This is a genomic window from Streptomyces sp. NPDC092296, assembly GCF_044755465.1.
Taxonomy (GTDB): Bacteria; Actinomycetota; Actinomycetes; order Streptomycetales; family Streptomycetaceae; genus Peterkaempfera.
Genome location: NZ_JBIVRB010000003.1, coordinates 181190 through 205210 on the forward strand (window position 1 = coordinate 181190; position 24021 = coordinate 205210).

The 24021-nt window shown below is 74.8% G+C and carries 21 protein-coding genes; 14 read left to right on the forward strand and 7 right to left on the reverse strand.

Annotated elements, in window-relative coordinates:
• Positions 1–40 precede the first annotated feature (40 nt).
• Both ACIQGZ_RS11250 and ACIQGZ_RS11255 read left to right on the forward strand, forming a co-directional pair.
• Complete coding sequence (locus tag ACIQGZ_RS11250) at positions 41–1180, forward strand: M48 family metalloprotease (protein ID WP_402600951.1); 1140 nt, start codon at positions 41–43, stop codon at positions 1178–1180.
• A gap of 40 nt (positions 1181–1220) precedes the next feature.
• The gene (locus tag ACIQGZ_RS11255) at positions 1221–1991 is read left to right on the forward strand and encodes a phosphodiesterase (protein WP_402600953.1); all 771 of its coding nucleotides are present in this window, start codon (positions 1221–1223) and stop codon (positions 1989–1991) included.
• 48 nt (positions 1992–2039) lie between these two features.
• On the opposite strand, the gene ACIQGZ_RS11260 is transcribed toward ACIQGZ_RS11255, so the two are convergent.
• Positions 2040–2630: a TetR family transcriptional regulator gene (locus tag ACIQGZ_RS11260; protein WP_402600954.1), complete on the reverse strand. Its 591-nt coding sequence runs from the start codon at positions 2628–2630 to the stop codon at positions 2040–2042.
• Positions 2631–2762: 132 nt separating this feature from the next.
• Here ACIQGZ_RS11260 and ACIQGZ_RS11265 point away from each other — a divergent pair, with 132 nt between their 5' ends.
• Positions 2763–3695: an SDR family oxidoreductase gene (locus ACIQGZ_RS11265; RefSeq protein WP_402600955.1), complete on the forward strand. Its 933-nt coding sequence runs from the start codon at positions 2763–2765 to the stop codon at positions 3693–3695.
• 146 nt (positions 3696–3841) lie between these two features.
• Here the strand turns inward: ACIQGZ_RS11265 and ACIQGZ_RS11270 are convergent, their stop codons facing one another.
• Both ACIQGZ_RS11270 and ACIQGZ_RS11275 read right to left on the reverse strand, forming a co-directional pair.
• Positions 3842–6151: a HelD family protein gene (locus ACIQGZ_RS11270; RefSeq protein ID WP_402600956.1), complete on the reverse strand. Its 2310-nt coding sequence runs from the start codon at positions 6149–6151 to the stop codon at positions 3842–3844.
• 304 nt (positions 6152–6455) lie between these two features.
• Complete coding sequence (locus ACIQGZ_RS11275; RefSeq protein WP_402600958.1) at positions 6456–7868, reverse strand: glycosyltransferase 87 family protein; 1413 nt, start codon at positions 7866–7868, stop codon at positions 6456–6458.
• A 175-nt stretch (positions 7869–8043) separates the two neighbouring features.
• Between ACIQGZ_RS11275 and ACIQGZ_RS11280 the strand changes: the two genes are divergently transcribed.
• Positions 8044–9183 carry a glycosyltransferase family 4 protein gene (locus tag ACIQGZ_RS11280; RefSeq protein ID WP_402600959.1) on the forward strand — a complete coding sequence of 380 codons (1140 nt, stop codon included), beginning with the start codon at positions 8044–8046 and terminating at the stop codon, positions 9181–9183.
• A 448-nt stretch (positions 9184–9631) separates the two neighbouring features.
• Here ACIQGZ_RS11280 and ACIQGZ_RS11285 read toward each other — a convergent pair whose 3' ends face one another.
• Entirely contained in the window at positions 9632–11425 is a 1794-nt protein-coding gene (locus tag ACIQGZ_RS11285) for an AMP-dependent synthetase/ligase (RefSeq protein ID WP_402600960.1), read from the reverse strand.
• 279 nt (positions 11426–11704) lie between these two features.
• Here ACIQGZ_RS11285 and ACIQGZ_RS11290 point away from each other — a divergent pair, with 279 nt between their 5' ends.
• From ACIQGZ_RS11290 to ACIQGZ_RS11315, 6 genes are all read left to right on the forward strand, one after another.
• Positions 11705–12472, forward strand: coding sequence for a metallophosphoesterase (locus tag ACIQGZ_RS11290; RefSeq protein WP_402600962.1), 768 nt, complete (start codon positions 11705–11707; stop codon positions 12470–12472).
• 139 nt (positions 12473–12611) lie between these two features.
• On the forward strand, positions 12612–13049 hold the full coding sequence (locus ACIQGZ_RS11295) for an SRPBCC family protein (RefSeq protein WP_402600963.1): 438 nt from the start codon (positions 12612–12614) through the stop codon (positions 13047–13049).
• Positions 13050–13124: 75 nt separating this feature from the next.
• The gene (locus ACIQGZ_RS11300; protein WP_402600964.1) at positions 13125–14345 is read left to right on the forward strand and encodes an ArsA family ATPase; all 1221 of its coding nucleotides are present in this window, start codon (positions 13125–13127) and stop codon (positions 14343–14345) included.
• A gap of 86 nt (positions 14346–14431) precedes the next feature.
• Positions 14432–14896 carry a DUF5304 family protein gene (locus ACIQGZ_RS11305; protein ID WP_402600965.1) on the forward strand — a complete coding sequence of 155 codons (465 nt, stop codon included), beginning with the start codon at positions 14432–14434 and terminating at the stop codon, positions 14894–14896.
• Between the two features lie 220 nt (positions 14897–15116).
• Entirely contained in the window at positions 15117–16061 is a 945-nt protein-coding gene (locus ACIQGZ_RS11310; protein WP_402600967.1) for an ROK family glucokinase, read from the forward strand.
• A gap of 170 nt (positions 16062–16231) precedes the next feature.
• Positions 16232–17002 (forward strand): endonuclease/exonuclease/phosphatase family protein, encoded by a 771-nt coding sequence (locus ACIQGZ_RS11315; RefSeq protein WP_402600968.1) that lies wholly within the window; start codon positions 16232–16234, stop codon positions 17000–17002.
• 41 nt (positions 17003–17043) lie between these two features.
• On the opposite strand, the gene ACIQGZ_RS11320 is transcribed toward ACIQGZ_RS11315, so the two are convergent.
• Both ACIQGZ_RS11320 and ACIQGZ_RS11325 read right to left on the reverse strand, forming a co-directional pair.
• Positions 17044–17655, reverse strand: coding sequence for a hypothetical protein (locus tag ACIQGZ_RS11320; protein ID WP_402600970.1), 612 nt, complete (start codon positions 17653–17655; stop codon positions 17044–17046).
• A 100-nt stretch (positions 17656–17755) separates the two neighbouring features.
• On the reverse strand, positions 17756–18523 hold the full coding sequence (locus ACIQGZ_RS11325; protein ID WP_402600972.1) for an alpha/beta hydrolase: 768 nt from the start codon (positions 18521–18523) through the stop codon (positions 17756–17758).
• Positions 18524–18695: 172 nt separating this feature from the next.
• Between ACIQGZ_RS11325 and ACIQGZ_RS11330 the strand changes: the two genes are divergently transcribed.
• The 4 genes from ACIQGZ_RS11330 to ACIQGZ_RS11345 all read left to right on the forward strand — a co-directional run bounded on the left by ACIQGZ_RS11330 (position 18696) and on the right by ACIQGZ_RS11345 (position 22673).
• Positions 18696–19541 (forward strand): lysophospholipid acyltransferase family protein, encoded by an 846-nt coding sequence (locus tag ACIQGZ_RS11330; RefSeq protein WP_402601442.1) that lies wholly within the window; start codon positions 18696–18698, stop codon positions 19539–19541.
• A gap of 78 nt (positions 19542–19619) precedes the next feature.
• A complete protein-coding gene (gene macS / locus ACIQGZ_RS11335; RefSeq protein ID WP_402600974.1) occupies positions 19620–20807 on the forward strand; it encodes a MacS family sensor histidine kinase in 1188 nt (395 codons plus the stop codon).
• A 76-nt stretch (positions 20808–20883) separates the two neighbouring features.
• On the forward strand, positions 20884–21525 hold the full coding sequence (locus ACIQGZ_RS11340) for a response regulator (RefSeq protein WP_402601444.1): 642 nt from the start codon (positions 20884–20886) through the stop codon (positions 21523–21525).
• Positions 21526–21647: 122 nt separating this feature from the next.
• Positions 21648–22673: a 6-phosphofructokinase gene (locus tag ACIQGZ_RS11345; protein ID WP_402600975.1), complete on the forward strand. Its 1026-nt coding sequence runs from the start codon at positions 21648–21650 to the stop codon at positions 22671–22673.
• Between the two features lie 38 nt (positions 22674–22711).
• Here the strand turns inward: ACIQGZ_RS11345 and ACIQGZ_RS11350 are convergent, their stop codons facing one another.
• Complete coding sequence (locus ACIQGZ_RS11350) at positions 22712–23812, reverse strand: P1 family peptidase (protein ID WP_402600976.1); 1101 nt, start codon at positions 23810–23812, stop codon at positions 22712–22714.
• Positions 23813–24021 lie beyond the last annotated feature (209 nt).

Below are 24021 nucleotides of genomic sequence, written 5' to 3' on the forward strand. Positions count from 1 at the left end.
ATGATGGGCGCAGAGCGGGCGGCGGCGCGGGAGGCGTGTGGTGGACAGTGCGGCGGGCGGCGTCTTCACGGCCGAGGAGGTCGCCCGGGGGAAGGCGCTGCGCCGGGCGCAGACGCCATGGGCGCTGGCCGGGCGGCTGGTGGGGCTCGGGGTGACGGCCGGGCTGGGCTTCAGCGCGGCCGGCGCCGGGCTGGTGGACGGCGCGGGGGAGCTGTTCGGCGGGTCGTGGGCGGCCCGGGTGCTGGCCGGGGCGGCGGTGCTGGTGCTGCTGGGCGAGGCGGTGGGGCTGCCGTTCACCGCGCGGGTGCGGGTGGTGCGGCGCCGGTACGGGCTGGTGACGCAGGGCTGGGGCGGCTGGGCGGTGGACGTGCTGCGCGGGCTGCTGCCGGCCCTGCTGCTGGCGCTGGCCGCCGCGTACGGGCTGTACGCGCTGATCGGCTGGTCGCCGCACCGCTGGTGGCTGCCGGCCGCCGGGGCGGCGGCGCTGCTGGTGGTGGCGCTCTCGTTCCTCTACCCGCTGGTGGTGGAGCCGCTGTTCAACCGGTTCACGCCGCTGGCCGAAGGGCCGCTGCGCAGCGCCCTGCTGGACCTGGCGGAGCGCGACGGCGTCCCCGTACGGGAGGTGCTGGTGGCCGACGCCTCCCGCCGCACCACCGCGCTCAACGCCTATGTCTCCGGCCTCGGCGCCACCCGCCGCATCGTCGCGTACGACACCCTGCTGGCCACCGCCGAGCCGCGTGAGGTGGAACTGGTCGTCGCCCATGAACTCGGTCATGTCAAGCACCGTGACGTCCCCGTCGGCACCGCCCTGGGCGCGGTCGGCGGCGCGGTGGTGGTCTGCCTGCTGGGCCTGCTGCTCTCCTGGGGGCCGCTGCTGGCGGCCGCCGGTGCGCCCGACGCCGCCGACCCCCGCTCGCTGCCGCTGCTGGCCGCCTGCGCCTCGCTGCTCGGCGCCGCCGCCGGGCCGTTGCAGTGCGCGGTGAGCCGCCGGATCGAGGCGCGCGCCGACCGGCACGCGCTGGACCTCACCGGCGACCCGGAGCAGTTCATCGCCATGCAGCGCCGACTGGCCGTGGCCAATGTCTCCGACGTCGACCCGCCGCGCGCCCTCCAGCTGCTGTTCGGCACCCACCCCAGCGCCGCCCGCCGGATCGCCGCCGCCCGCGCCTGGCGGCCGTGACCGGTTGCCGCCGCCCGCCGGGGTGCGAGACCGTACAGGTATGACGGCAGCCATCGCGCATCTCAGTGATCCGCACCTCACGGCCGGTCAGCCCGCCGACGCACGGGCGGCGGCGCTGCGCCGGGCCCTGGACCGCGTCCTGGCGCTCGACCCGCTGCCGGACTGCGTGGTGATCACCGGTGACCTGGTCGACCAGGGCGGGCCGGAGGCGTACCGGACGCTGCGCGAGGTGATCGGCGGCTTTCCGCTGCCGCTGCACCTGACGGCGGGGAACCACGACGATCCGGGGGCGCTGCTGGGCGAGTTCGGCGGCACCGGGTTCCTGGGCGGGGCGGACCGGACGCACTACGCGGTGGACCACCCGGCGTTCACCCTGGTCGCGTTGGACTCGCATCTGCCCGACTCGCCCGGCGGACGGCTGGGGGCCGCCCAGCTGGCGTGGCTGGACTCCGTCCTCGCCCGTCGGCCGGACGTCCCGGCGCTCGTCTGCCTGCACCACCCGCCGATCGCCGTGGGCATCCCCTATCTGGACGGGATGCGGCTCACGGACGCCGCCGAGCTGGGCGCGGTGCTGGCCGGGCACCGCAATGTCGCCCGGGTCCTGGCTGGCCACCTCCACCGCCCGGTCGTGGCGGCCTTCGGGGGCAGCACCCTGACCACGGCCCCGAGTACGTACCTCCAGAGCAGCCTGGCCCGGCACGAGGGCGTCCCCGACTTCCTCCCGGAGCCGGCGTCCTTCCTGCTCCACCTCGGCGGCGACGGCTGCTGGGTCACCCACACCGTCGCCGTCGCCGAGGCCGCCGCGCACTGAACGGGGACCATGCGCCCGGCGGCCCCCCGACCGGGCTGAGCCCGGCCGTCACGCCGGCCCTGGCGACGGCGAATGCCCGCCCGCAGTCACGGCTTTGAGCTCGGCCAGGGACTCCCGGATCAGTTGTGACATGTCCTGCTGGTCGGTCCCGTTGATCCAGCGCTCGAAGGCGATCTTGAAGACGGCTATCCCCGCCTCGGCGGCCAGGCTCGCGGCCGGCTCCGCGACGCCGCGCTGACGCAGGGTGTCGGCCAGTGCCGCCGCCAGTGAGGCGAGCTTGATCAGCTCGCGTTCCCGCAGCTCCGCGTTGGCGGTGATGACCCGCTGGCGCTGTCGGGAGTGTTCGCGGCGCTCCTGGAAGACGGCGGCGGCGGCCTGGAGGGCCGTGGCCACCGCGTCGATCGGCGCTGCCGACTCGGGCGCGTCCGCGAGGGTGCTCACAAAGAGCTGTTGCAGGGAGGCCGCGCCCGCGAACAGGACCTCGCGCTTGTCGGCGAAGTGCCTGAAGAACGTGCGCTCGGTGAGCCCCGCCCGCCTGGCTATCTCGGTCACGGTGGTCTGTTCGAAGCCGCGTTCGCTGTAGAGCTCCAGTGCGGCCTGCTCCAGCCTGCCGCGTGCGTTCGGCTCCCATCGACTCATGCCGCTGATTCTATGTGATGACAGTGGCTGGCATCAGGTGTACGTTGATGACAGTTGCTGACATCGACTGTCCCGCCGCGCCCGCCGTGGCACGGGCACTCCATTGACCAGGATTGACCAGGGAGGATTCCCATGCGCGTCTTCATCACCGGTGCGTCCGGCTGGATCGGTTCCGCCGTCGTCCCCGAACTCCTCGGCGCGGGCCACCAGGTCGTCGGGCTCGCCCGCTCGGACGCCGCCGCCGCCGCCCTTGCCGCCGCCGGGGCCGAGGTGCAGCGCGGCACTCTGGACGACCTCGACACCCTGCGGAGCGCGGCCGCCGCGTCGGACGGTGTGATCCACCTCGCGTTCAAGCACGACATCGCCTTCTCGGGGGACATGCAGGGCGCTGCCGAGGCGGACCGCCGCGCCATCGAGACCTTCGGTGCGGCGCTCGCCGGCTCCGATCGACCGTTTCTGATCGCCTCCGGGACACTCGGGCTCGCACCGGGTCGGGTCGCGACCGAGCGGGACGGGCAGGCCGCCGACTCGGCGGCGCAGCCGACCGGCGGTGCGCACGTCCGGGCGGCCAATGCCCAGCTGACGACCTCCTTCGCTTCGCGGGGGGTCCGCTCGTCCGTGCTGCGCTTCCCCCCGACGGTGCACGGCGCGGGGGACCACGGCTTCATGGCGACCCTGGTCCGCATCGCCCGTGACAAGGGCGTCTCCGGCTACCTCGGTGACGGCGCCAACCGCTGGCCCGCCGTGCACCGGTTCGACGCCGCGCACCTCGTCCGCCTGGCGTTGGAGCAGGCCCCGGCGGGATCGAGCCTGCACGCGGTGGCGGAGGAGGGCGTGCCGATCCGCGCCGTCGCCGAGGTGATCGGCCGCCACCTCGGCCTCCCCGTGGCCGCCGTCTCCCCGCAGGACGCGGGCGAGCACTTCAGCTGGCTGGGCGGCTTCCTGGCAGCCGACGGCCCGGTCTCCAGCACGCTGACCCGCGAGTGGCTCGGGTGGCAGCCGACCGGCCCCGGGCTGCTGGAAGACCTCGACCAGGGCCACTACTTCCACGCCCCGTCCGCATGACGCCCTGACTCCGACCGGGGGGGCTAGGCGGAGGGGAGCCGTACGAAGCGGGGAAGCTCCTGGTGGACGGGTTCACGGCGGCCCGTACCACCAGGAGCTTCCGCACCCCCGTCCCCGACACGCCGGGGCTGGCCCCCGCCCTCCGGTCAGCGGGGGTCCAGGCCCGTCAGCAGCTCCGGCAGCTCCCGGCTGTGGATGACGCCGAGGCTCTTCGTCGCGCGGGTGAGCGCGACATAGAGGTCATTCGCGCCATGGCTGTGCGCGGCCAGGATCTCCGTGGGCTCCACGACGAGGACCGCGTCGAATTCGAGCCCCTTGGCCTGCGCCGCCGTCAGCAGCAGGGCGGGCGAGTCCAGCGCCGACGGGTCGCCGGCCCGGGTGACACCGTCCAACCCGGTCAGCGCGTCGATCAGGTCGGCCGGCCACCCAGGGGCGTGGATGATCGCCATCCTGCCGCCGTCCAGCGCCGCGATCTCCCGCTTGACGGCGGTGCGCAACGCCGATCCCCGGTCGTCTGCGGCGATCCGGAGGCTCCACGGGCGGAGTCCGCCGCTGCGCACCGCGCGGGGGGCGGTGAGCGCCGGGTCGACCGCCCGCAGGACGCCCTCGGCGACCCGCATGATCTCGGCCGGGGTTCGGTAGTTGACGGTGAGCTCCACCGTGCGCCAGCGTCCGGCCGTGTACTCGTCGAGCGCCTCGCCCCAGGAGCTCAGCCCGGCCGGTGCGCCGGTCTGCGCCAGGTCGCCCACGATCGTCATGGAACGGCCGGGGCAGCGGCGGGCCAGCAGCCGCCAGGCCATGGGGGACAGCTCCTGCGCCTCGTCCACGATCACATGCCCGAAGCCCCAGGTCCGGTCCTCGGCCGCGCGCTCGGCCAGGGGCCGGAGCGCTTCCGCGCCCCGGTATTGGCGGGTCAGCATCTCCGCGTCGATCTCGACCAGTCCGTCCCCGAAGTCTTCGAGGACCATCTTCGCGAACTCCAGCTCCTCCGCCTGGGCGGCGGCCTCGGCCTTGCGGGACCGGGCGCTCCCGGGAAGCGGCCCGAGCAGTTCGGCGGCCTCGTCCAGCAGCGGCACATCGGCGGTCGTCCAGGGGGCGGCCTCCCGGTCCGGGCCCGGGTGGGCGCGCAGCAGGGCGGCGCGCTCGGCCTCGGAGAAGTCCGGCATGGCCGTCGCCAGCAGCTCCGGGGAGCCGAACAGGGCGGTGAGCAGCTGCTCTGGGCTCAGCAGCGGCCACAGCCGCTCGGCGACGGCCTGGAACTCGGGCTCCCCGACCAGCGCGTCCGCGAGGTCCGCCACGTCGTCCAGCGCCATCTTCCCGCCCCGGTCCCTGGCGATCCGCAGGGCCAGCTCCGAGGAGAGCCGCTCGACCAGGGCGGCTCGGGCCGCGTTGTGGGGCTCGCCGGTCTTGCGCGCCTCGGCGCGGCCCCGCTCGCAGAGGGCCCGGTCGATCCGCAGCTCCTCCTGGCGGGCCGACCTTCGGCCCACGGTGATGGTCCAGGCCGTCTCCGGCAGCTGCCGCAGGCCGTCCAGCGCGGCGGCGAGTACCCCGGCCATCCGTGCGTCGCCCTTGACGGCGGCCGCCTCGGGCGGCTCGGTGTCGGTCGCCGTCACACCCGGGTAGAGTGCGCCGATGCTGCTCAGTACGACCTCGCTCTCACCGAGCGCGGGGAGCACCTGGTCGATGTAGCGCAGGAACGTCGTGTTCGGCCCGATGACCAGCACACCGCGCTTGGCCAGCCGGTCGCGGTGGGTGTACAGCAGGTACGCGGCGCGGTGCAGCGCGACCACGGTCTTGCCGGTCCCCGGACCGCCCTGCACCACCAGCACGCCGCCCAGCTCGGAGCGGATCACCCGGTCCTGCTCGGCCTGGATGGTGGAGACGATGTCGCCCATCCGCCCGGTCCGGGCCGCCGTCAGCGAGGCGAGCAGGGCACTCTCCCCACTGAGCCGGGAGCTGTCCCGCCCCTCCAGGGCGCCCATGCCGAAGGCGTCGTCGTCGAAGTCGACGATGGTCCGGCCCTTGCTCCGCAGGTGCCGCCGCCCCGCCACACCGCCGGGCACGGTGGGCGTCGCCCGGTAGAACGGCTCCGCGGCCGACGCCCGCCAGTCGATGAGGAGCGGCTCATGGTCGTCGTCCGCCAGCGCGATCCGGCCGATGTACTGCCGCTCGCCGTCGGCGCTCTCGATCCGGCCGAAGCAGAGCCCGTACTCGGCGGCATACAGCTCCGCCAGCCGCCGGGTGTGGTGGATCTCCAGCGTGTCGCGCTCCAGCCGGGACTGGTACGTGCCGCCCCTGTCCGCGAGATGGATCTCGCGCAGCCGGGCCGTTGCGAACGCACGCTGCCTTTCGAGGCGGTCGTACAGCTCGCTGACATACGCGTTCTCCGCGCGCAGCTCCCCGGCCCGCCAGTCGCCGTCCGGGTCCGTCCCGTCTCCGGCTCCGGCATTGACCACTGAATCGGGTTCGGGTGAGGACGAGGATGTCGGGACCAAAGCAAGCTCCATTGACTCAGGACTCTCAAAAGATCGCGCGGTTGCGGGGCGACGGAATGCGGCAGGGCCGCCCCGCCGCTGCCACGGCCCCGGGCCGGGCCCCGCGCGCACTGAGCACTCCCATGTGGGCGCATTCCGGCCGGTGTTTCGGCCCATGGCCGGTCATTCTGCGGCACCACCGGGGCCTTGCCGCAAGGCCCCCTGTGCGCTATATGTTTAATAGGGCGAGGAGTGACCACTCCTCGCCTTTATCATGGCCCGGCGGCTACGGATGGCGGCCGTTGCGGGTGGTGGGGGTGTCGAGGTCGTCGAGGAGGTGCTGCTCGTAGGCGATGCCGGGGCGGATGGTGTAGGCGAGGGTCTCCGCTTCGAAGGGGTCGCCGACGCGGGTCAGCGGCTCGGCGGGCTCCCAGGCGTCGTCCTCGGCGGGCTCGGCGGGCTCGTACGCCGCAGTGGAGCGCCACAGCCGGACGCAGGAGACCAGCGTGGCGGCCAGCAGCAGCAGATCGCGGGCGGTGAGCAGTGCGACGCCGGTGGCCGTGGAGCTGACCACCGGGCCGAACTCCACCGGGAACTCCAGCACGGTCAGCCCGGCGGCGGGCAGCAGCAGCAGCGCCACCGGCCGCTGGGTGGTGCCGCGTACGGTGAGGCAGACGGCGGCCAGCCCGATCAGCCACACCAGGTACTGCGGGCTGATCACCCTGCTGGTCACGGTGAAGACCAGCAGCGCCGCCAGCGCCGCGTCGTACGGCGTGGCGGGCTGCCACTCCCGGGCCCGCAGCCGCCACACCAGCAGCCAGCCGAAGCCCAGCGCGGTGGCGCCCAGCGACACCTGGCCGATGGTGTGCACCCACGGGCCGAGGAACTCCATCGAGCCGTAGTTGAGCGCGACCTGCCCCTGCCAGTGGCCGTACAGCCGGGCCCAGTGGATCGGCAGCGCCCCCAGCGACTCCACCTCGACGCCCCGGTCGCGCTGGAAGGCCAGGAACCGGAACGCCCCGTTCATCGCGGAGGCGACCAGCAGGCCCACCCCGGCGGCGGTCAGGGCGGCGGTGGTCCAGGTGCGGCGGGTGCGGCGGCCGCGCGCGGTGCCGAGCACGGCCAGCAGCGGCCAGACCTTCAGCAGCCCGCCGATCCCCAGCAGTGCCCCGCCGAGGCGGGCCCGGCGGCCCATCGCCAGCAGCCCGGCGACGGCCACGGCGGTGACGATCAGGTCGTAGCGGGCGTACACGGTCGGCCCGAGCAGCGGCACCGCCACCACCCAGAGCCAGGCCCCGGCGTAGCGCCGCCGCCCCCGGACGCCCGCCCGGACCAGCAGCAGCATGGCCAGCACGTCGAAGGCGGCGGTCAGCACCATGAAGGAGGTCAGGTACGACCAGGGCAGCAGCCCCGGGGCCAGTATCACCAGGGCCGCGCCGGGCGGGTACTGCCAGGTGACGTCGTCCATCGGGAAGGTGCCGGTCCGCAGCACCTCGAACCAGCCGTGGTAGACCACCGACACATCGGTGGTGACGTCCATGTCGGAGATCCGGAGCACGCCGACGCACATCAGCACGATCAGCACCCGGGTGGCCGCGAAGGAGAGGCCGAGCGCCCACAGCGGTCCGGCGGCGGTGCGCTGCGGGGCGGTCGGGTCGTGGGCCGGGGTCCGGGCCGCTCCCGGCGCTGCCAACTCCACGGCTGCATCCCCCACTCGGTTCTCGGGCCGCCCGCGTCGCGGGTGACGCCCGGCCGGTCGGGTGAGCGTACCCGCTCCGAGCCGGGACACCGGCCGGGCGATTCCGGTTCCCGGCGAGTCGCGGCCCTGACCTATGGTACGGATCACCACCGACCCCGAGCCGAACACGAGCCCCATGCAGAAGACCCTGATCGTCACCAACGACTTCCCGCCACGGCCGGGCGGCATCCAGCAGTTCGTCCACAGCATGGCCGTCCGGCAGCCGCCGGGCAGTGTGGTGGTGTACGCCTCCACCTGGCGGGACGGGTCCGAGGTGGCCCGCTTCGACGCGGAGCAGCCCTTCCCGGTCGTCCGCGACCGGACCAGGATGATGCTGCCCACCCCCCGGGTCATCCGGCGGGCGGCGGAGATCCTGCGGGCGGAGGGCTGCACCTCGGTCTGGTTCGGCGCCGCCGCGCCGCTCGGGCTGATGGCCCCCGCGCTGCGCCGGGCGGGCGCCCGGCGGCTGCTGGGCATGACCCACGGCCATGAGGCGGCCTGGGCGCAGCTGCCCGGGTCCCGGCAGCTGCTGCGGCGGGTCGGGGCGGGTACGGATGTGCTGACCTATCTGGGGGAGTACACCCGGTCCCGGATCGCGGCGGCGGTCGGGCCGCAGGCGGCGGCCCGGATGGCGCAGCTGCCGCCGGGGGTGGACGAGAGGGTCTTCCATCCGGGCTCCGGCGGCGCCGAGGTGCGCCGCCGGCTGGGGCTGGCGGACCGGCCGGTGGTGGTGTGCGTCTCCCGGCTGGTGCCCCGCAAGGGCCAGGACACCCTGATCCGGGCGCTGCCGCGCGTGCTGGCCCGGGTGCCGGACGCGGTGCTGCTGGTGGTGGGCGGCGGCCCCTACCGGGCCGATCTGGAGCGGCTGGCGGACGCGACCGGCGTACGGGAGTCGGTGCGGTTCACCGGCGCGGTGCCGTGGGAGGAGCTGCCGGCCCACTACGGCGCGGGCGATGTCTTCGCGATGCCGTGCCGGACCAGGCGCGGCGGGCTGGACGTGGAGGGGCTGGGGATCGTCTACCTGGAGGCGTCCGCGACCGGGCTGCCGGTGGTGGCGGGCGACTCCGGGGGCGCGCCGGACGCGGTGCTGGAGGGCGAGACCGGCTATGTGGTGCCGGGGCGCTCGGCCCCGGCGGCGGCCGACCGGATCGCGGAGCTGCTGCTGGACGAGGGGTTGCGGCAGCGGCTGGGGGAGCGGGGGCGGCGCTGGGTGGAGGAGTCCTGGCGCTGGGACCTGCTGGCCGGGCGGCTGGCGGACCTGCTGCGCGTGGACTGAGGCACGCGAAGGGATTGCGAGCGGGTCCGGCGGGGCCGGCCGGGCGCTTCCGCGTGCTGCCTCCGGTCGCCGTCCAGACCGAGGCGGGCAGCCGCGTACCTTGACCTGCTCGATCGTGGCGCCGCGCAGCATCTCCCGCCCGCCGGAGGCAGCCGGGCCGCTGCTCGGGATCTCCGAGCCGGGCAGCGGCGGCCGGCACCGGGGGGGAGGGGGGAGGCACCGGGGGGAGGCGGGCGCGGTGGCGCGGGACCGGTCGGCCGTCGGGGTGCCGGTCGCCGCTGCCCGGTGTCGGACAGGGTGAGGCCGTGCGCGTCCTCGGCGCCGCCGGGGATCGGCAGCCGCAACGCGTTGTGCACCGCGACGGCGGCCGGACCGCCGCGCCCGGTCCGCACTTGCGGGGCCCCGCCGGGTGGGTGCCGGCGGGCCCCGGGGTGGGGCGGCGGGGGCGTCAGCGCTGGTAGAGCGCCTCCACGTCGGCGGCGTAGTCCTTGAGCACCACACCGCGCTTGAGCTTCAGCGACGGGGTGAGATGGCCGCTGTCCTCGGAGAAGTGGGCCTGGAGGATGCGGAACTTCTTCACCGCCTCCGCCTTGGAGACCGCCTTGTTGCCGTCGTCCACGGCGGCCTGCACGGCGGCGAGCAGGTCCGGATCGTCCCCCAGGTCGGCCACGGTGGCGTCGGCGGGCTTGCCGTGCAGCCGCTTCCAGGTCGGCCAGAACTCCTGGTCGATGGTGATCAGGCAGGCGATGAACGGCTTGCGGTCACCGACCACCATGCACTCCCCGACGATCGGGTGGGCGCGTACCCGGTCCTCGATCACGGCGGGTGCCACGTTCTTGCCGCCCGCCGTGACGATGATCTCCTTCTTGCGGCCGGTGATCACCAGATAGCCGTCGTCGTCCAGGGCGCCCAGGTCACCGGTGGCGAACCAGCCGTCCCGCAGCGCCTCGGCGGTGGCGGTCGGGTTGTTCCAGTATCCGGCGAACACCTGCGGGCCCCTGAGCAGCACCTCACCGTCCTCCGCGATCCGGATCGCGGAGCCGGGCAGCGGCTGGCCCACCGTACCGATCTTCGGCTTGTCGTACGGGTTGAAGGCAGTGGCGGCGCAGGTCTCGGTGAGGCCGTAGCCCTCCAGCACGGTGAAGCCGATGCCCCGGTAGAAGTGGCCCAGCCGCTCACCCAGCGGCGCCCCGCCGGAGATCGCATGGGTGGCCCGGCCGCCGAGCGCCGCCCGCAGCCTGCGGTAGACCAGCGCGTCGAACAGCCGGTGCCGCAGCCGCAGGCCCAGCCCCGGGCCGCCGCTGTCCAGGGCGCGGCTGTAGGCGACGGCGGTGTCCGCCGCCCGGTCGAAGATCCGGCCCTTGCCCTCGGCCTGCGCCTTGGCGCGGGCGGTGTTGTACACCTTCTCGAAGACCCGGGGCACCCCGAGGATCAGCGTCGGGGAGAAGGAGCCCAGCTCCTGGGTGACGTCCCTGATGTCCGAGACATGGCCGATCTTCACCGGGGCGATGGCGCAGGCGATCTCCGCGATCCGGCCCAGCACATGGGCCAGCGGCAGGAACAGCAGCACCGAGTCCTCGCCGGTGCGGAAGAGCGGCCGCAGCCGCTCGGTGACATTGCCCAGCTCCGCCAGGAAGTTGCCATGGGTCAGCAGGCAGCCCTTGGGCCGCCCGGTGGTGCCCGAGGTGTAGACGATGGTGGCGACCGAGTCCGGGCCGAGCGTCGCCCGGCGCTCCGCCACCGCCGCGTCGGAGACCGCCGCGCCGCCCCGGGTCAGCTCCTCGACCGCGCCCGCGTCGAACTCCCACACATGCGCCAGCTCCGGCAGCCGCTCCCGGGCCCGCTCCACGGTCGCCCGGTGCCCGGCGGTCTCGGTGACCACCGCCACCGCGCCCGAGTCCCCGAGGATCCACTCCACCTGCTCGGCGGAGGAGGTCTCGTACACCGGGACGGTGACCGCCCCGGCGCACCAGACGGCGAAGTCCAGCAGCGTCCACTCGTAGCGGGTGCGCGACATGATGCCGACCCGGTCGCCGGGCCCGATGCCGGCGGCGATCAGCCCCTTGGCGGCGGCCCGCACCTCCGCGAGGAAGCCGGTGGCCGTGACGTCCTGCCAGCGGCCGTCGGTCTTGCGGCTCACCACGGCGAGGGTCGGATGGACCTCGGCGTTCCGATGGATGAGATCGGAGAGGTTGCCGCCGCTCGGCACCTCGTAGAGGGCCGGAAGGCTGAACTCGCGCAAGACTGCTCCTCGTCTGCGACGCTGCGGGACGCCAGGACGTTACTGCCCGGTAGGGACGTTCAGATAGGGGGACCGGGCAATCTGTTCCGCGGGTCACACGGCCGCCGACCGCCGGTCGCGGCCCCGTTCCGGCCGGTGGCAGCGGTGCACCGGCGCGCCCACCGGCACCGTCCCCTGCGGGCACCCTACGGCAGCCGCCCCGCCGCAGGACCGATTGCCGGTCGCGCTCCGGCGGGGGGCGGTGGGGCCGTCCGTGTCCGAACCCCTAAGGTGGCGGTCATGCGGGTGCATGTGGTGAGTGATGTGCACGGCAGCGCCGAGGCGCTCGCCAAGGCCGGGGACGGCGCGGACGCCCTGCTGTGCCTGGGTGACCTGGTGCTCTTCCTGGACTACGCCGACCACAGACGCGGCATCTTCGCGGACCTCTTCGGCGCCGCCAACGCCTCGCGCTATGTGGAGCTGCGCACCGCCCTGCGCTTCGACGAGGCCAAGGTTCTCTCCGACCGGCTGTGGGCCTCCCTGGACCGCCCGTCCGGGGAGGTGGTCGAGGAGGCCGTCCGCCGGCAGTACGCCGAGCTGTTCGCCGCCTTCCCCGACCCGACCTACGCCACCTACGGCAATGTCGACATCCCCCGGCTGTGGCCCGAGTTCGCCCGCGACGGCGTCACCGTGCTGGACGGGCAGACCGTGGAGCTGGGCGGCCTCACCTTCGGCTTCGTCGGCGGCGGCCTGCCGACCAGGATGCGCACCCCGTACGAGGTCGCCGAGGAGGAGTACGCCGCCAAGGTCGCCGCCGTCGGCGCGGTGGACGTGCTCTGCTGCCACATCCCCCCGGCCGTCCCCGAACTGACGTACGACACCGTCGCCCGCCGCTTCGAGCGCGGCAGCCGGTCCGTACTGGAGGCGATCCGCGCCACCGAACCCCGGCTGGCGCTGTTCGGCCACGTCCACCAGCCGCTGGCCCGCCGGATGCGGATCGGCCGCACCGAGTGCGTCAACGTCGGGCACTTCCGGGCCACCGGCCGCCCGTACGTGCTGGAGTGGTGAGCCGCCGCGCCGCCCATGACGCGGCCCGGCGCCCGGGTGCCTCCCCGGTGACGCCCCGTACGACCGCGATAACCTTCCAGCGCACAGCACCCGAACACCCCGTACCACCCCACAGCGGCCGAGACGCGGAGGGCCACCCATGGCGGAGCACACCAGGTCGAGCATCACCATCGACGCGACCCCGGCCGAGGTCATGGGGGTGATCGCGGACTTCGCCGCCTACCCGGAGTGGACCGGCGAGGTCAAGGAGATCGAGGTGCTCGGCCAGGGGCCCGACGGCCGGGCCGAGCAGGTGCGGCTGCTGCTGGACGCCGGAGCCATCCGCGACGAGCATGTGCTCGCCTACACCTGGGACGCCGACCGCAAGGTCACCTGGACGCTGGTCAAGAGCCAGATGCTCAAGGCCCTCGACGGCTCCTACTCCCTCGCCCCGACCGACGGCGGCAAGAGCACCGAGGTCACCTACCAGCTGGCCGTGGACGTGAAGATCCCGATGCTGGGCATGATCAAGCGCAAGGCCGAGAAGGTCATCATCGACCGGGCCCTGGCCGGGCTGAAGAAGCGCGTGGAGAGCTGACCGGTCACCCTGGAAGCAGGAGCCGGCGAGCAGGAGCCGGCGCACCCCCGACGGCCGAGCGAAGGGCGGAACGCCATGACGACCCGAACGGTGCTGGTCACCGGCAGGGGCGGCAGCGGCACCAGCACGGTCGCCGCCGCCACCGCCGTGCACGGCGCCAGGCACGGCCTGCGCACCCTGCTGCTGGCCGCCCACGACCCGCACCGCACCGTCGACACCCTGCTCGGCGTCCGGCTCGGTGACGCCCCCGCGCCCGTCGGCGACGGCGGACAGCCCCCGTACGCGGCCCGGATCGACGAGGAACTGGCCTTCCAGCAGGAGGCGCTGCGGCTCTCCGGCCGCGCCAAGCCCGCCTTCGACCTGTTCGGCGTGGACCCGCTGGACCCCGAGGAGCTGATCGCCCTCCCCGGCACCCGCCACCTCGTCCTGCTGCGCACCCTGCGCGAGCACACCGCCTCCGGCCACTGGGACCTGCTGGTGGTCGACGCCCCGCCGGTGCCCGAACTGCTGGCCGCCCTCGCACTGCCCGAGCGGCTGGACCGCTACCTCGCCCGGCTGCTGCCCGAGCAGCGCCAGGCCGCCCGCGCGCTGCGCCCGGTGCTGGCCGGCCTCGCCGGGGTGCCGATGCCCGCCGACTGGCTCTTCGAGGCGCGCCGCTGGGCCAGCGAGCGGCTGGCCGAGGCCCGCAGGGTGATCGAGGCGCCGCAGACCTCGGTACGGCTGGTGGTGGACGCCGACGGCTACAGCCTGCCGGAGGTGCGCCGGGCCCGCGCCGGGCTCGCCCTCTTCGAGCACCGGTTGGACGCCGTGGTGGCCGGCCGGGCGATCCCGGCCGCCGCCGCCGACTCCGCCGACCCCTGGCTCGCCGCGCTGGCCGCCGAGCGGCGGGCCGCACTGGCCGCGCTGGCCGCCGAGTTCGCCCCGGCCGTGCCGCTGCTGCACGCCCCCCACCTGGGCCGCACCCCCGACGGACCGGCCGACCTAGCGGAGCTGGGCGCCGAGCTGTACGGCGGCGGCCCGGACCCGGAGCCGCCCGCCGCCGACCCGTGGACCGTCGAGGACCGGCTCGGCGAGGACGGCGTACTGCTCTGGCGGCTGCCGCTGCCCGGCGCCGACCGGGCCGACCTGGACCTGGTGCGGCGCGGCGATGAGATGATCATCGCCACCGGCGCCTACCGGCGGATCGTCCGGCTGCCGTCCGCGCTGCGCCGCTGCACGGTGACCGGCGCCGGGCTGCGCGACGGCGCGCTGTCGGTGCGGTTCGCCCCCGACCCCGACCTGTGGCCGCGTCGCTGAGCACCCTCCGCAACCAGGGGCCGGTCCGGTAGCGTCGAAAGCAAGGGCCGCCCACCGACCCGCACCACAGCTGAGGAGCCGCCGCCATGACCAGTTCCGACGACCGCCGCGAGGACGCGGACGCCTGGGCCCGCGCGGTCGCCGAGGACGCCGCCGAGCAGGCCGCCGCCGCCGAGCAGCGGCGCAAGCAGCAGCAGGCGGCCGACGACCAGGGCGCACCCGCCGGTGAGACGACCGGTGAGACGACCGGGGAGACCGGCAAGGGCGCGGGCGCGGACGCCGCGTCCGAGTTCGGCCCGCTGGTGGACGAGGTGCGCCGCTTGGCCACCACCGTCGGGGAGAAGGTGCAGGAGGTCTCCCGCAGCCTCGGCGCCGGCGGCGGCCTGGAGCAGCTCGCCGCCCCGCTGCGCGAGAAGCACCCCGAGGTCTACCGCCACCTCGCGGCGGCCGGCGGCGAACTGCTCGCCGCCTACCGCGTGGCCGTCTCCGGCCACGAGCGCCGCTGGAGCGGCGAGCAGCCCTCCGGGACCGAGCGCATCGACCTCGACTGACCCGTCCCGCCTCCCGTCCAGCAGTGAAGTCGCAGGTGGCAGCCGGTCACCGAGCGGCTCCCGGCTATCACGCAGCGGGATGGAGCGTACGACTTCTGAAGGCTCCCACCATGATCACCCGGACCCTGTCTTCGGCTAATGTAAGGGGCGGTGTGTACCCGGAGCCTGCGGACGGGTACGGTACCGCCCAGCGGGGACCGAGTGAATGACTGAGGGACACATGGGACTCACCATCGGCGTCGACGTCGGCGGGACCAAGATCGCGGCAGGCGTGGTCGACGAGAGCGGTCGGATTCTCGGCCGTACGCGGGTGCCCACACCGGCCGATCCGCAGTGGGCCGTCGATGCCATCGCCCAGGCCGTACGGGAACTCAAGGAGCAGTACCCGGACGTGAGCGCCGTCGGCGTGGGCGCCCCCGGGTACATCAACCGCGAGCGCTCCACCGTCATCCTGGCCCCCAATATCGACTGGGAGAACGAGCCGCTCAAGACCCGCATAGAGGAGCTCACCGGCCTGGAGACCGTCGTGGAGAACGACGCCAACTGCGCCGCCTGGGCCGAGTTCCGCTTCGGCGCCGCCGCCGATCACACCGACATGGTGCTGATCACCGTCGGCACCGGCATCGGGGGCGGCATCGTGCTCGACGGCCGCCTGCACCGGGGTCGTTTCGGCGTGGCCGGCGAGATCGGCCACCTCAACATGATCCCGGACGGGCTGGCCTGCGGCTGCGGCGGCCACGGCTGCTGGGAGCAGTACGCCTCCGGCCGCGCGCTGCGCCGCTACGGCCGGGAGAAGGCCGCGGCCGACCCGGTCGCCGGCAAGCGGATGCTGGAGCTCAACGACGGGGTCGCCGAGACCATCCGGGGCATCCACATCACCGAGGCCGCCGAGGCGGGCGACCCGCTCGCCCTGGAGTGCTACGACGACGTGGCCGACTGGCTCGGCCGTGGCATGGCCGACCTGGCCGCCCTCTTCGACCCGGCGGTGTTCGTGCTCGGCGGCGGCGTCTCCGACGCCGGGCGGCTGCTGCTCGACCCGGTCTCCAAGGCGTTCGGCAAGTACCTCACCGGCGGCGTCCACCGGCCGCGCGCCGAGGTCGTCCTCGCCTCCATGGGCTCGGCCGCCGGGATCGCCGGCGCGGGTGACCTGGCCCGTACGGCCTGACACGCTCGGAGCACGGCGGGGCGGGAGGCAGCGGCTCCCGTCCCGCCGTACCGTCATGCTCGTACGCTCGGGCTCGTACGGTGAGGTTCGTACGGTGAGGTTCGAAGCGGTCGTGTTCGGGCGGTCGTGTTCGGGCGGTCGCGTTCGGGCGGGCCGCCGAGGAGGACGCCATGGGTGACGTACCGGTCCCGCCGCCCCCGCTGCCCGCGTCCGGGCCCGAGCCGGACGGTGGCGAACGCGTCCGGGTGCTCAGCTACAACATCCGCTCGCTGCGCGACGACCGGGCCGCGCTGGCCAGGGTGATCCGGGCCTGCGCCCCCGACCTGCTCTGCCTCCAGGAGTCGCCCCGCTTCTGGCGCCCGGCCCAGCAGGCCGCCCGGCTCGCCCGGGAGACCGGCACCGTGGTGCTCTCCGGCGGCCGCAGCGCGGCCGGGCCGCTGCTGCTCGGCCGGCTCAGGGCCACCGTGCTGCGCACCGGCGATGTGGCGCTGCCCCGCACCCCGGGGCTGCACCAGCGCGGCTTCGCCACGGCGGTGGTCCGGATCGGCCGGGCGGCGCCCTTCTCCGTCACCAGCTGCCACCTCAGCCTGGACTCCGCCGAGCGGCGCGACCAGGCCGGCCTGCTGCTGGACCACCTCGCGGCCCAGGGGGTGCGGCACGGCGTGGTCGGCGGCGACTTCAACGAGCGCCCGGACGGGCCCGGCTGGCGGCTGCTGGCCGGGCGGCTCCAGGACGGGTACGCGGTCGCGCCGTGGGGGTCGGAGCTGACCTCGGTGCCGGGCGACCCGCACCAGCGGATCGACGCGGTCTTCGCCACGCCCGACATCCAGGTGCTGGCCTGCGGCGTCCCCGACCACCTCCCCACCATCCCCCCGCCCGACCTCCTCGCCGCCACCGACCACCTCCCCGTCCTGGCGGTCCTCCGCATCCCCCCGGCCTGAGCCGAGCACGGACCTGGGGTGCCCCGGGTGGCCTTGGGAGGTCAGACGACGGCGCCGCCGGTGGGGTCGTCGTCGTCCTCGTCGCGGTCCTTCATACGGGCGACCAGGGTGACGAAGCCGCCGATGAAGGCGGTCACGCCCAGGACGGCGGGCCAGCCGCTGATGTCGCGCCAGGCCAGGGCGGAGAAGAGCAGCAGGGCCGGGCCGCCCAGGACGGCCAGCCAGGCGAACTTGGCGGTGGTGTCGCCGGTGGGCAGCGGCGGCGGCTCCGGGGGGATGAAGTGGTCGTCGTCCGGGTCGTCGGCCGCCTGCCAACTGCGCGGGTCCGACGGGCCGGGGTTCGGGCGTGGCCGGGGCCGGGGCTGCGGGGCGAAGTCGGCGAGCCGGTTGACGTCGCCGGGATCGCCCGGAGCGCCGGGCCGCCCGCCGACGTCGTTGAGGTCCTCGGACTCCGGCCAGGTCCGCAGGTCGACCGGGGCGTTGAAGGAGGCCACCAGCTCCTTGAAGATGGCGTCCTGCTCCGCCTGGCTGCCCGCCGGCGGCCGCCGCTCGGGCGTGCCCTCGGGCGCCGTCCGGTCGGAGGCGGCCGCGTCGCCGCCCTGTGCGTCGTCCGGCAGGTCGGCCGCGCCGCCCGCGTTGTCGCTCTCCTGCACCCCTGGTCCCCAAGCCCCTCGTGTCGGTAGCCGCGCCGTCACCGGGATCGGCCCGGCCGCTGAGTCCTGCCGCTGAGTCCTGCCGCTGAGTTCCGGCGGATCAGACCCGGTCGGTCGTCGCGGCCGGTGCCAGCCGGCGGATGAAGTCGAGACTGCCCTCGAAGACCGCCTCGGCGTCGTGGTCCAGCGTGGCCACGTGGAAGCTGCGCTCGCAGAGCCGCTCCTCCACATCAGTGGAGGATATGCGGCCGAGCAGCAGCCGTGCGTTGGCGGGTGAGACGACGTGGTCCTGCGGGCTGCGGAAGAGGAGCAGCGGCTGGCTGACCTGCGGCAGTTCCGCCTGTACGGTCCGCCAGAGCCGGGACAGCGACCAGGCCGCGTGCAGCGGGGTGCGGTCGTACCCGATCTCGGTCGAGCCCGGCGCCGCGATGTCGTTCGCCACCCCCGCGACGCTGGGGACCAGGTGCCGCAGCACCGGCAGCAGCGCGGTGGCGGGGCTGTCGGAGCGTACGGACGGGTTGACCAGCACCAGGCCGGAGACGGCGGCGCCGTGCCGGGCGGCCAGCCGCAGCGCCAGCGCGCCGCCCATCGACAGGCCGCAGACGAAGACCTGCGCGCAGGAGGCGGTCAGCGCCCGCAGCTCCCGGTCCACCTCGGCGTACCAGTCCTCCCACCGGGTGATCTGCATGTCCTGCCACCGGGTGCCATGGCCGGGCAGCAGCGGCAGCGAGACGGTGAGCCCTTCGGCCGCGAGCCGGTCGGCCCAGGGGCGCAGCGACTGCGGCGAGCCGGTGAAACCGTGGCAGAGGAGCGCACCCACCGGCCCACCCTGGTGGTGGAACGGCTCGGCGCCGGGTAGCAGCGGCATCGCGGGCTCCTTCGCGAAGCGGGGCCCGCATCGTCCCACGGCGGCGCGGGAATCGTACAGCGGCCCCGTCAAGCCCGCCGATCAGCCGGTGCCGGGGAGAGACTTTGCCCGGATCGGCATTAAGGTTCTATCGGTCCGGGACTCAGGAGGTCAGGCGTTGTTCTACCGCTTCATGAAGATGATCGTCTCACCCACGCTGCGGATCTTCTTCCGCCCGTGGGTCGAGGGTCTGGAGAACATCCCCGACGAGGGTCCCGCGATCATCGCGAGCAACCACCTGTCCTTCTCGGACTCCTTCTTCCTGCCCGCCCTGATGAAGCGTCGGGTGACCTTCATCGCCAAGGCCGAGTACTTCAACACACCGGGTATCAAGGGCAAGCTCACCGCCGCCTTCTTCAAGGGCGTCGGCCAGCTGCCGGTCGACCGCTCCGGGACCCGGGGCGCGGGCGAGGCCGCGATCCGCAGCGGCATCGCGGTCATCGAGCAGGGCGAGCTGTTCGGCGTCTACCCCGAGGGCACCCGGTCGCCCGACGGCAAGCTCTACCGGGGCCGGGTCGGCGGCCTGGCCCGGGTCGCGCTGGCCACCGGCGCCCCGGTGATCCCGGTCGCCATGATCGACACCGAGAAGGTGCAGCCCCCCGGCCAGGTCGCGCCCAACTTCGGCATCCGCCCCGGCATCCGGGTGGGCAAGCCGCTGGACTTCTCCCGGTACCAGGGCATGGAGGGCGACCGCTTCATCCTGCGCTCGGTGACCGACGAGGTCATGTACGAGATCATGAAGCTCTCCGGCCAGGAGTACGTGGACATCTACGCCACCGCCGCCAAGCGCCGGATCGCGGAGGAGAAGAAGAAGGCCGAGGCCGAGCGCAAGGCCGCCCAGAAGGCCGAGGCGGCCGCTGCCAAGGCCGAGCAGCCGGAGCAGCCGGAGCAGGTGGAGCAGTCGGAGCAGTCGGAGCAGGCCGAGCAGCCGGAGCAGCCGGAGCCTGCGGCGCCGAGGCAGGACGACCCGGCCGGCTGACCGGCGGCGGGCGGACGAGCGGGGGGGACCATGCGCGCAGCGCGCGGCCGGCCGGCCGGCACCGGACCAGGCGGCGGCATGTCCGTCGAGCTGCCGCTGTGGCGGGCGATCGCGCTCTTCCGGCTGCTCACCCTGGCGTACGCGCTGGTGCGCTACCTGGCCGCGTACCAGCACTACGCCCATCCGGCGGCCGGCTGGCTCTACATGGGCCTGCTCACCGTCTGGACCCTGGCCACCGCCCGGTCCTTCCTCGCCCCCGAGCGCTGCGGCTGGCCGCTGCTCTCCGCCGACGTCGCGGTGGCGGTCACCGGCATCGTGCTCACCCGGGTCCTCGACGATCCGCAGCGGGTGCTGGCCGGTGAGGCCACCCTGCCGACCATCTGGGCGGCCGGCGCGGTGCTGGGCTTCGCCGCCAAGGGCGGCTGGCGGACCGCCGCGCTGGCCGGCGGCGTGGTCGGCGCCTCCAACATCGTGGAGCGCGGCGGCGTGTCCGTCGGCAACGTCCACAACATCGTGCTGCTGCTGGTCGCGGGCTGCGCCATCGGGTACGTGGTGGAGCTGGCTCGGGCCAGTGAGAGCGCCCTGGCCCGCGCGCTGCAACTGGAGGCGGCGACCCGGGAGCGGGAGCGGCTGGCCCGCGACATCCACGACGGGGTGCTCCAGGTGCTGGCGATGGTCCAGCGGCGCGGCGCCGAGGTCGGCGGCGAGGCGGCGGTGATCGGGCGGATGGCGGGGGAGCAGGAGGCGGCGCTGCGCGCCCTGGTCTCCAGCGGACCCGCGCCCGGCGGCCCGGCCCCCGCCCGGCGGCCGATCCCCCGACCGGACGAGCAGCCGGACGAGCAGCCGGAGCCGGCCGACCCGGCTGCGCCGCAGGACCTGCGGGCCCTGGTCGGCCGGTACGCGGACACCCGGGTCACCGTCTCCGCGCCCGGCACCCCCGTACTGCTGCCGGGCCGCGCCGCCGCCGAGGTGGCCGCCGCCGTGGGCGCCGCGCTGGACAACGTACGGCAGCACGCCGGGGAGGCCGCCCGCGCCTGGGTGCTGGTGGAGGACGAGCCCGCCGAGGTGATCGTGAGCATCCGGGACGACGGGCCGGGCTTCCCGCCCGAGCGGCTCGGTGACGCGGAGCGCGAGGGGCGGCTCGGGGTGGCGCTCTCCATCCGGGGCCGGCTGCGCGACCTGGGCGGCAGTGCCGACGTCAGCTCGGTACCGGGGCAGGGCGCCGAAGTGGAGCTGCGGATTCCGCGCCCGCGCGGCGCAGGGTGAGCCGGCGGCCGCCGGCCGGAGGGAAGGACGGACCGACGTGACGGCAGTACCGGAGGGCGGCGCCCCGATCCGGGTGATGGTGGTGGACGACCACCCGATGTGGCGGGACGCGGTGGCCCGCGACCTGGCCGACGCCGGGTTCGACGTGGTGGCCACGGCGGGGGACGGCCGGGAGGCGGTGCGGCGGGCCCGCGCCGTGGTGCCGCAGGTGCTGGTGCTGGACCTCAACCTGCCCGGCCTGCCCGGCGTCGAGGTCTGCCGCGAGGTGGTCGGCCACGCCCCCGGGGTGCGGGTGCTGGTGCTCTCGGCCAGCGGCGAGCACGCGGACGTACTGGAGGCCGTCAAGTCCGGCGCCACCGGCTATCTGGTGAAGTCGGCCGGCCGGGAGGAGCTGCTGGACGCGGTGCGGTGCACGGCGGCGGGCGACCCGGTGTTCACCCCGGGGCTGGCCGGGCTGGTGCTGGGCGAGTTCCGCCGACTGGCCGCCGAGCCCGCGCCGACCGACGCCCGCACCCCGGCGCCGCCCCGGCTGACCGCCCGAGAGACGGAGGTGCTGCGGCTGGTGGCCAAGGGGCTGTCGTACCGGCAGATCGCGGACCGGCTGGTGCTGTCGCACCGCACCGTGCAGAACCATGTGCAGAACACCCTGGGCAAGCTCCAGCTGCACAACCGGGTGGAGCTGGTCCGGTACGCCATCGAGCAGGGGTTGGACGGCTGAAACCCGCTGCCGCTCGGCCGTGGTGACCCTGCGTCAGGCAGGACCCCTCCCGCTGTGACGTGATCGGGGTCACACTCGTGCTGCGGTTTCCTGTGCCATCGACACGGCCGAAGGGGACAACCATGCGGATCGGAGTACTCACCGGCGGAGGCGACTGCCCCGGACTCAACGCGGTCATCCGAGGGATCGTGCGCAAGGGCGTGCAGCAGTACGGCTATGAGTTCATCGGCTTCCGGGACGGCTGGCGCGGTCCCCTGGAGAACGAGACCATGCGGCTGGACATCCCGGCCGTACGGGGCATCCTGCCGCGCGGCGGCACCATCCTGGGCTCCTCGCGCACCAATCCGCTCAAGGTCGACGACGGGGTGCGGCGGGTCAGCGAGAACCTCGCCAAGCACGAGGTCGACGCGCTGGTCGCGATCGGCGGCGAGGACACCCTCGGGGTCGCCGCCGAGCTGAGCCGGTCCGGCGTCCCGGTGGTGGGGGTGCCGAAGACCATCGACAACGACCTGGACGGCACCGACTACACCTTCGGCTTCGACACCGCCGTCAACATCTGCACCGAGGCGATCGACCGGCTGCACACCACGGCCGAGTCCCACCGGCGGGTGCTGGTGGTGGAGGTGATGGGCCGGCACGCCGGGTGGATCGCGCTGCACTCCGGCATCGCGGGCGGCGCCAACGCCATCCTGATCCCCGAGCAGCCCTTCGACCTGGACCGGGTCTGCGGCTGGGTGGAGGACCGGTTCAAGATCAACTACGCGCCGATCGTGGTGGTGGCGGAGGGCGCGGTACCGGCCGTCGGCCGGATGGTCACCAAGGACGACTCGCTGGACGCCTTCGGACACGTCCGGCTGTCCGGCATCGGTGAGTGGCTGGCCGCCGAGATCGAGCACCGCACCGGCAAGGAGGCCCGCACCACCGTCCTCGGCCACATCCAGCGCGGCGGCACCCCGACCGCCTTCGACCGCTGGCTGGCCACCCGCTTCGGACTGCACGCCATCGAAGCCGTCCGGGACGGCGACTTCGGCACCATGGTCGCGCTGCGCGGCACCGGCATCGTCCGCGCGCCGCTGTCGACCGCCACCGCCCGGATCAAGACCGTCGACCCGGCGCTGTACGAGGAGTTCGGCGTCTTCTTCGGGTGAGCCGGGTGACCCGGGTGACCCGGGTGACTTGGTACGGGTCAGGGGGTGAACGCCGTCGGGAAGAGTTCGCGGTAGCCGGCGAGGTGGCCCCCGGGCGTCGTCACCGAGTCGGCGGCGAGCACCGCGTGGGCCACGGCTCGGGCGAAGACGTCGGCCGCTGCCGCCAGCAGCTGGTTGACCGCATCGGCCGGTCCGTGCTCGGGCAGCAGCCCCGGGCGTGGCGGCGGCGGGTCGGCGGTGCCGGTGGCCAGGGCGAAGACCGTGTCGCCGTCGGCCAGCGAGTGGCACGGCCGGACCGCGCGGGCCATGCCGTCGTGCGCGGCGGTGGCCAGCCGGCGGGTGTGGGCCCGGTCCAGCCGGGCGTCGGTCGCCACCACGCCCAGGGTGGTGTTCAGCGGGGCCGGCCACTGCGGCGGGGGCACCGCCAGCAGCAGGGCCCGCTCGGCCGCCGCCCGGCCCGGGGCGCGCAGCGGGAACTCCGGTACGCCGTCGGCGTACCGGAGTCCGTCGGCCACCCCGTACGGCAGCCCGCCGGCCGGGTCGACGGTGGAACCCTGCGAGTTCACCGCCACCAGCGCGGCCACCACCACACCGCCCGGCAGCAGCACGCTCGCGGTGCCGACCCCGCCCTTCAGCCCCCCGGCCACCGCCCCCGTACCGGCCCCGACCGAACCCTGTGCCACCGCCGCGCCCGCCGCCGAGGCGGCCGCCGCCTCGATCGCGGCCCGGCCGGTCGCCGCGTCCGGCCGGGCCCGGAAGTCGCCGCCCCGGCCCAGGTCGAACAGCGCGGCGGTGGGCACCACCGGCACCACCTGCGACGGGTCCGGGCCGACCCGGTGGCCCCGGCCGGCCCGCTCCAGCCAGGCGGCGACGCCGTCGGCGGCGGCCAGGCCGTAGGCGCTGCCGCCGGTCAGCAGCACGGCGTCGATCCGCTGCACCAGGTTGCCGGGGGCCAGGGCGTCGGTCTCCCTGGTACCCGGGCCCGCTCCCCGTACGTCCACCGCCGCCACCGCGCCGCCCGGCGGGGCCAGCACCACCGTCGTCCCGCTCAGGGCTCCCGCGCCGTCGAGCCGGGCATGGCCGACTCGGATGCCCGGCACGTCGGTGATCGCGTTCCGCCGACCTGGGTGGGGGGTCATGCGGTCGATGGTGTCAGGGGTCGGGGGCGGGCGACAGCGGGGTGGGTGGTCGGCCGCGCGGGTCCGCGCGGCGCCGGGGGTTGCCCGGCGGCGCGGGGACCGGGGTGGGTGGCGGGGAGTGGGCCACCCGGGGTGCGGGGGTCGGTCTGTTCGGTGCTCTGCGGGGGTGGGTGGTTGTGCGCGCGGTTCCTCGCGCCCCTGGGTGGGTG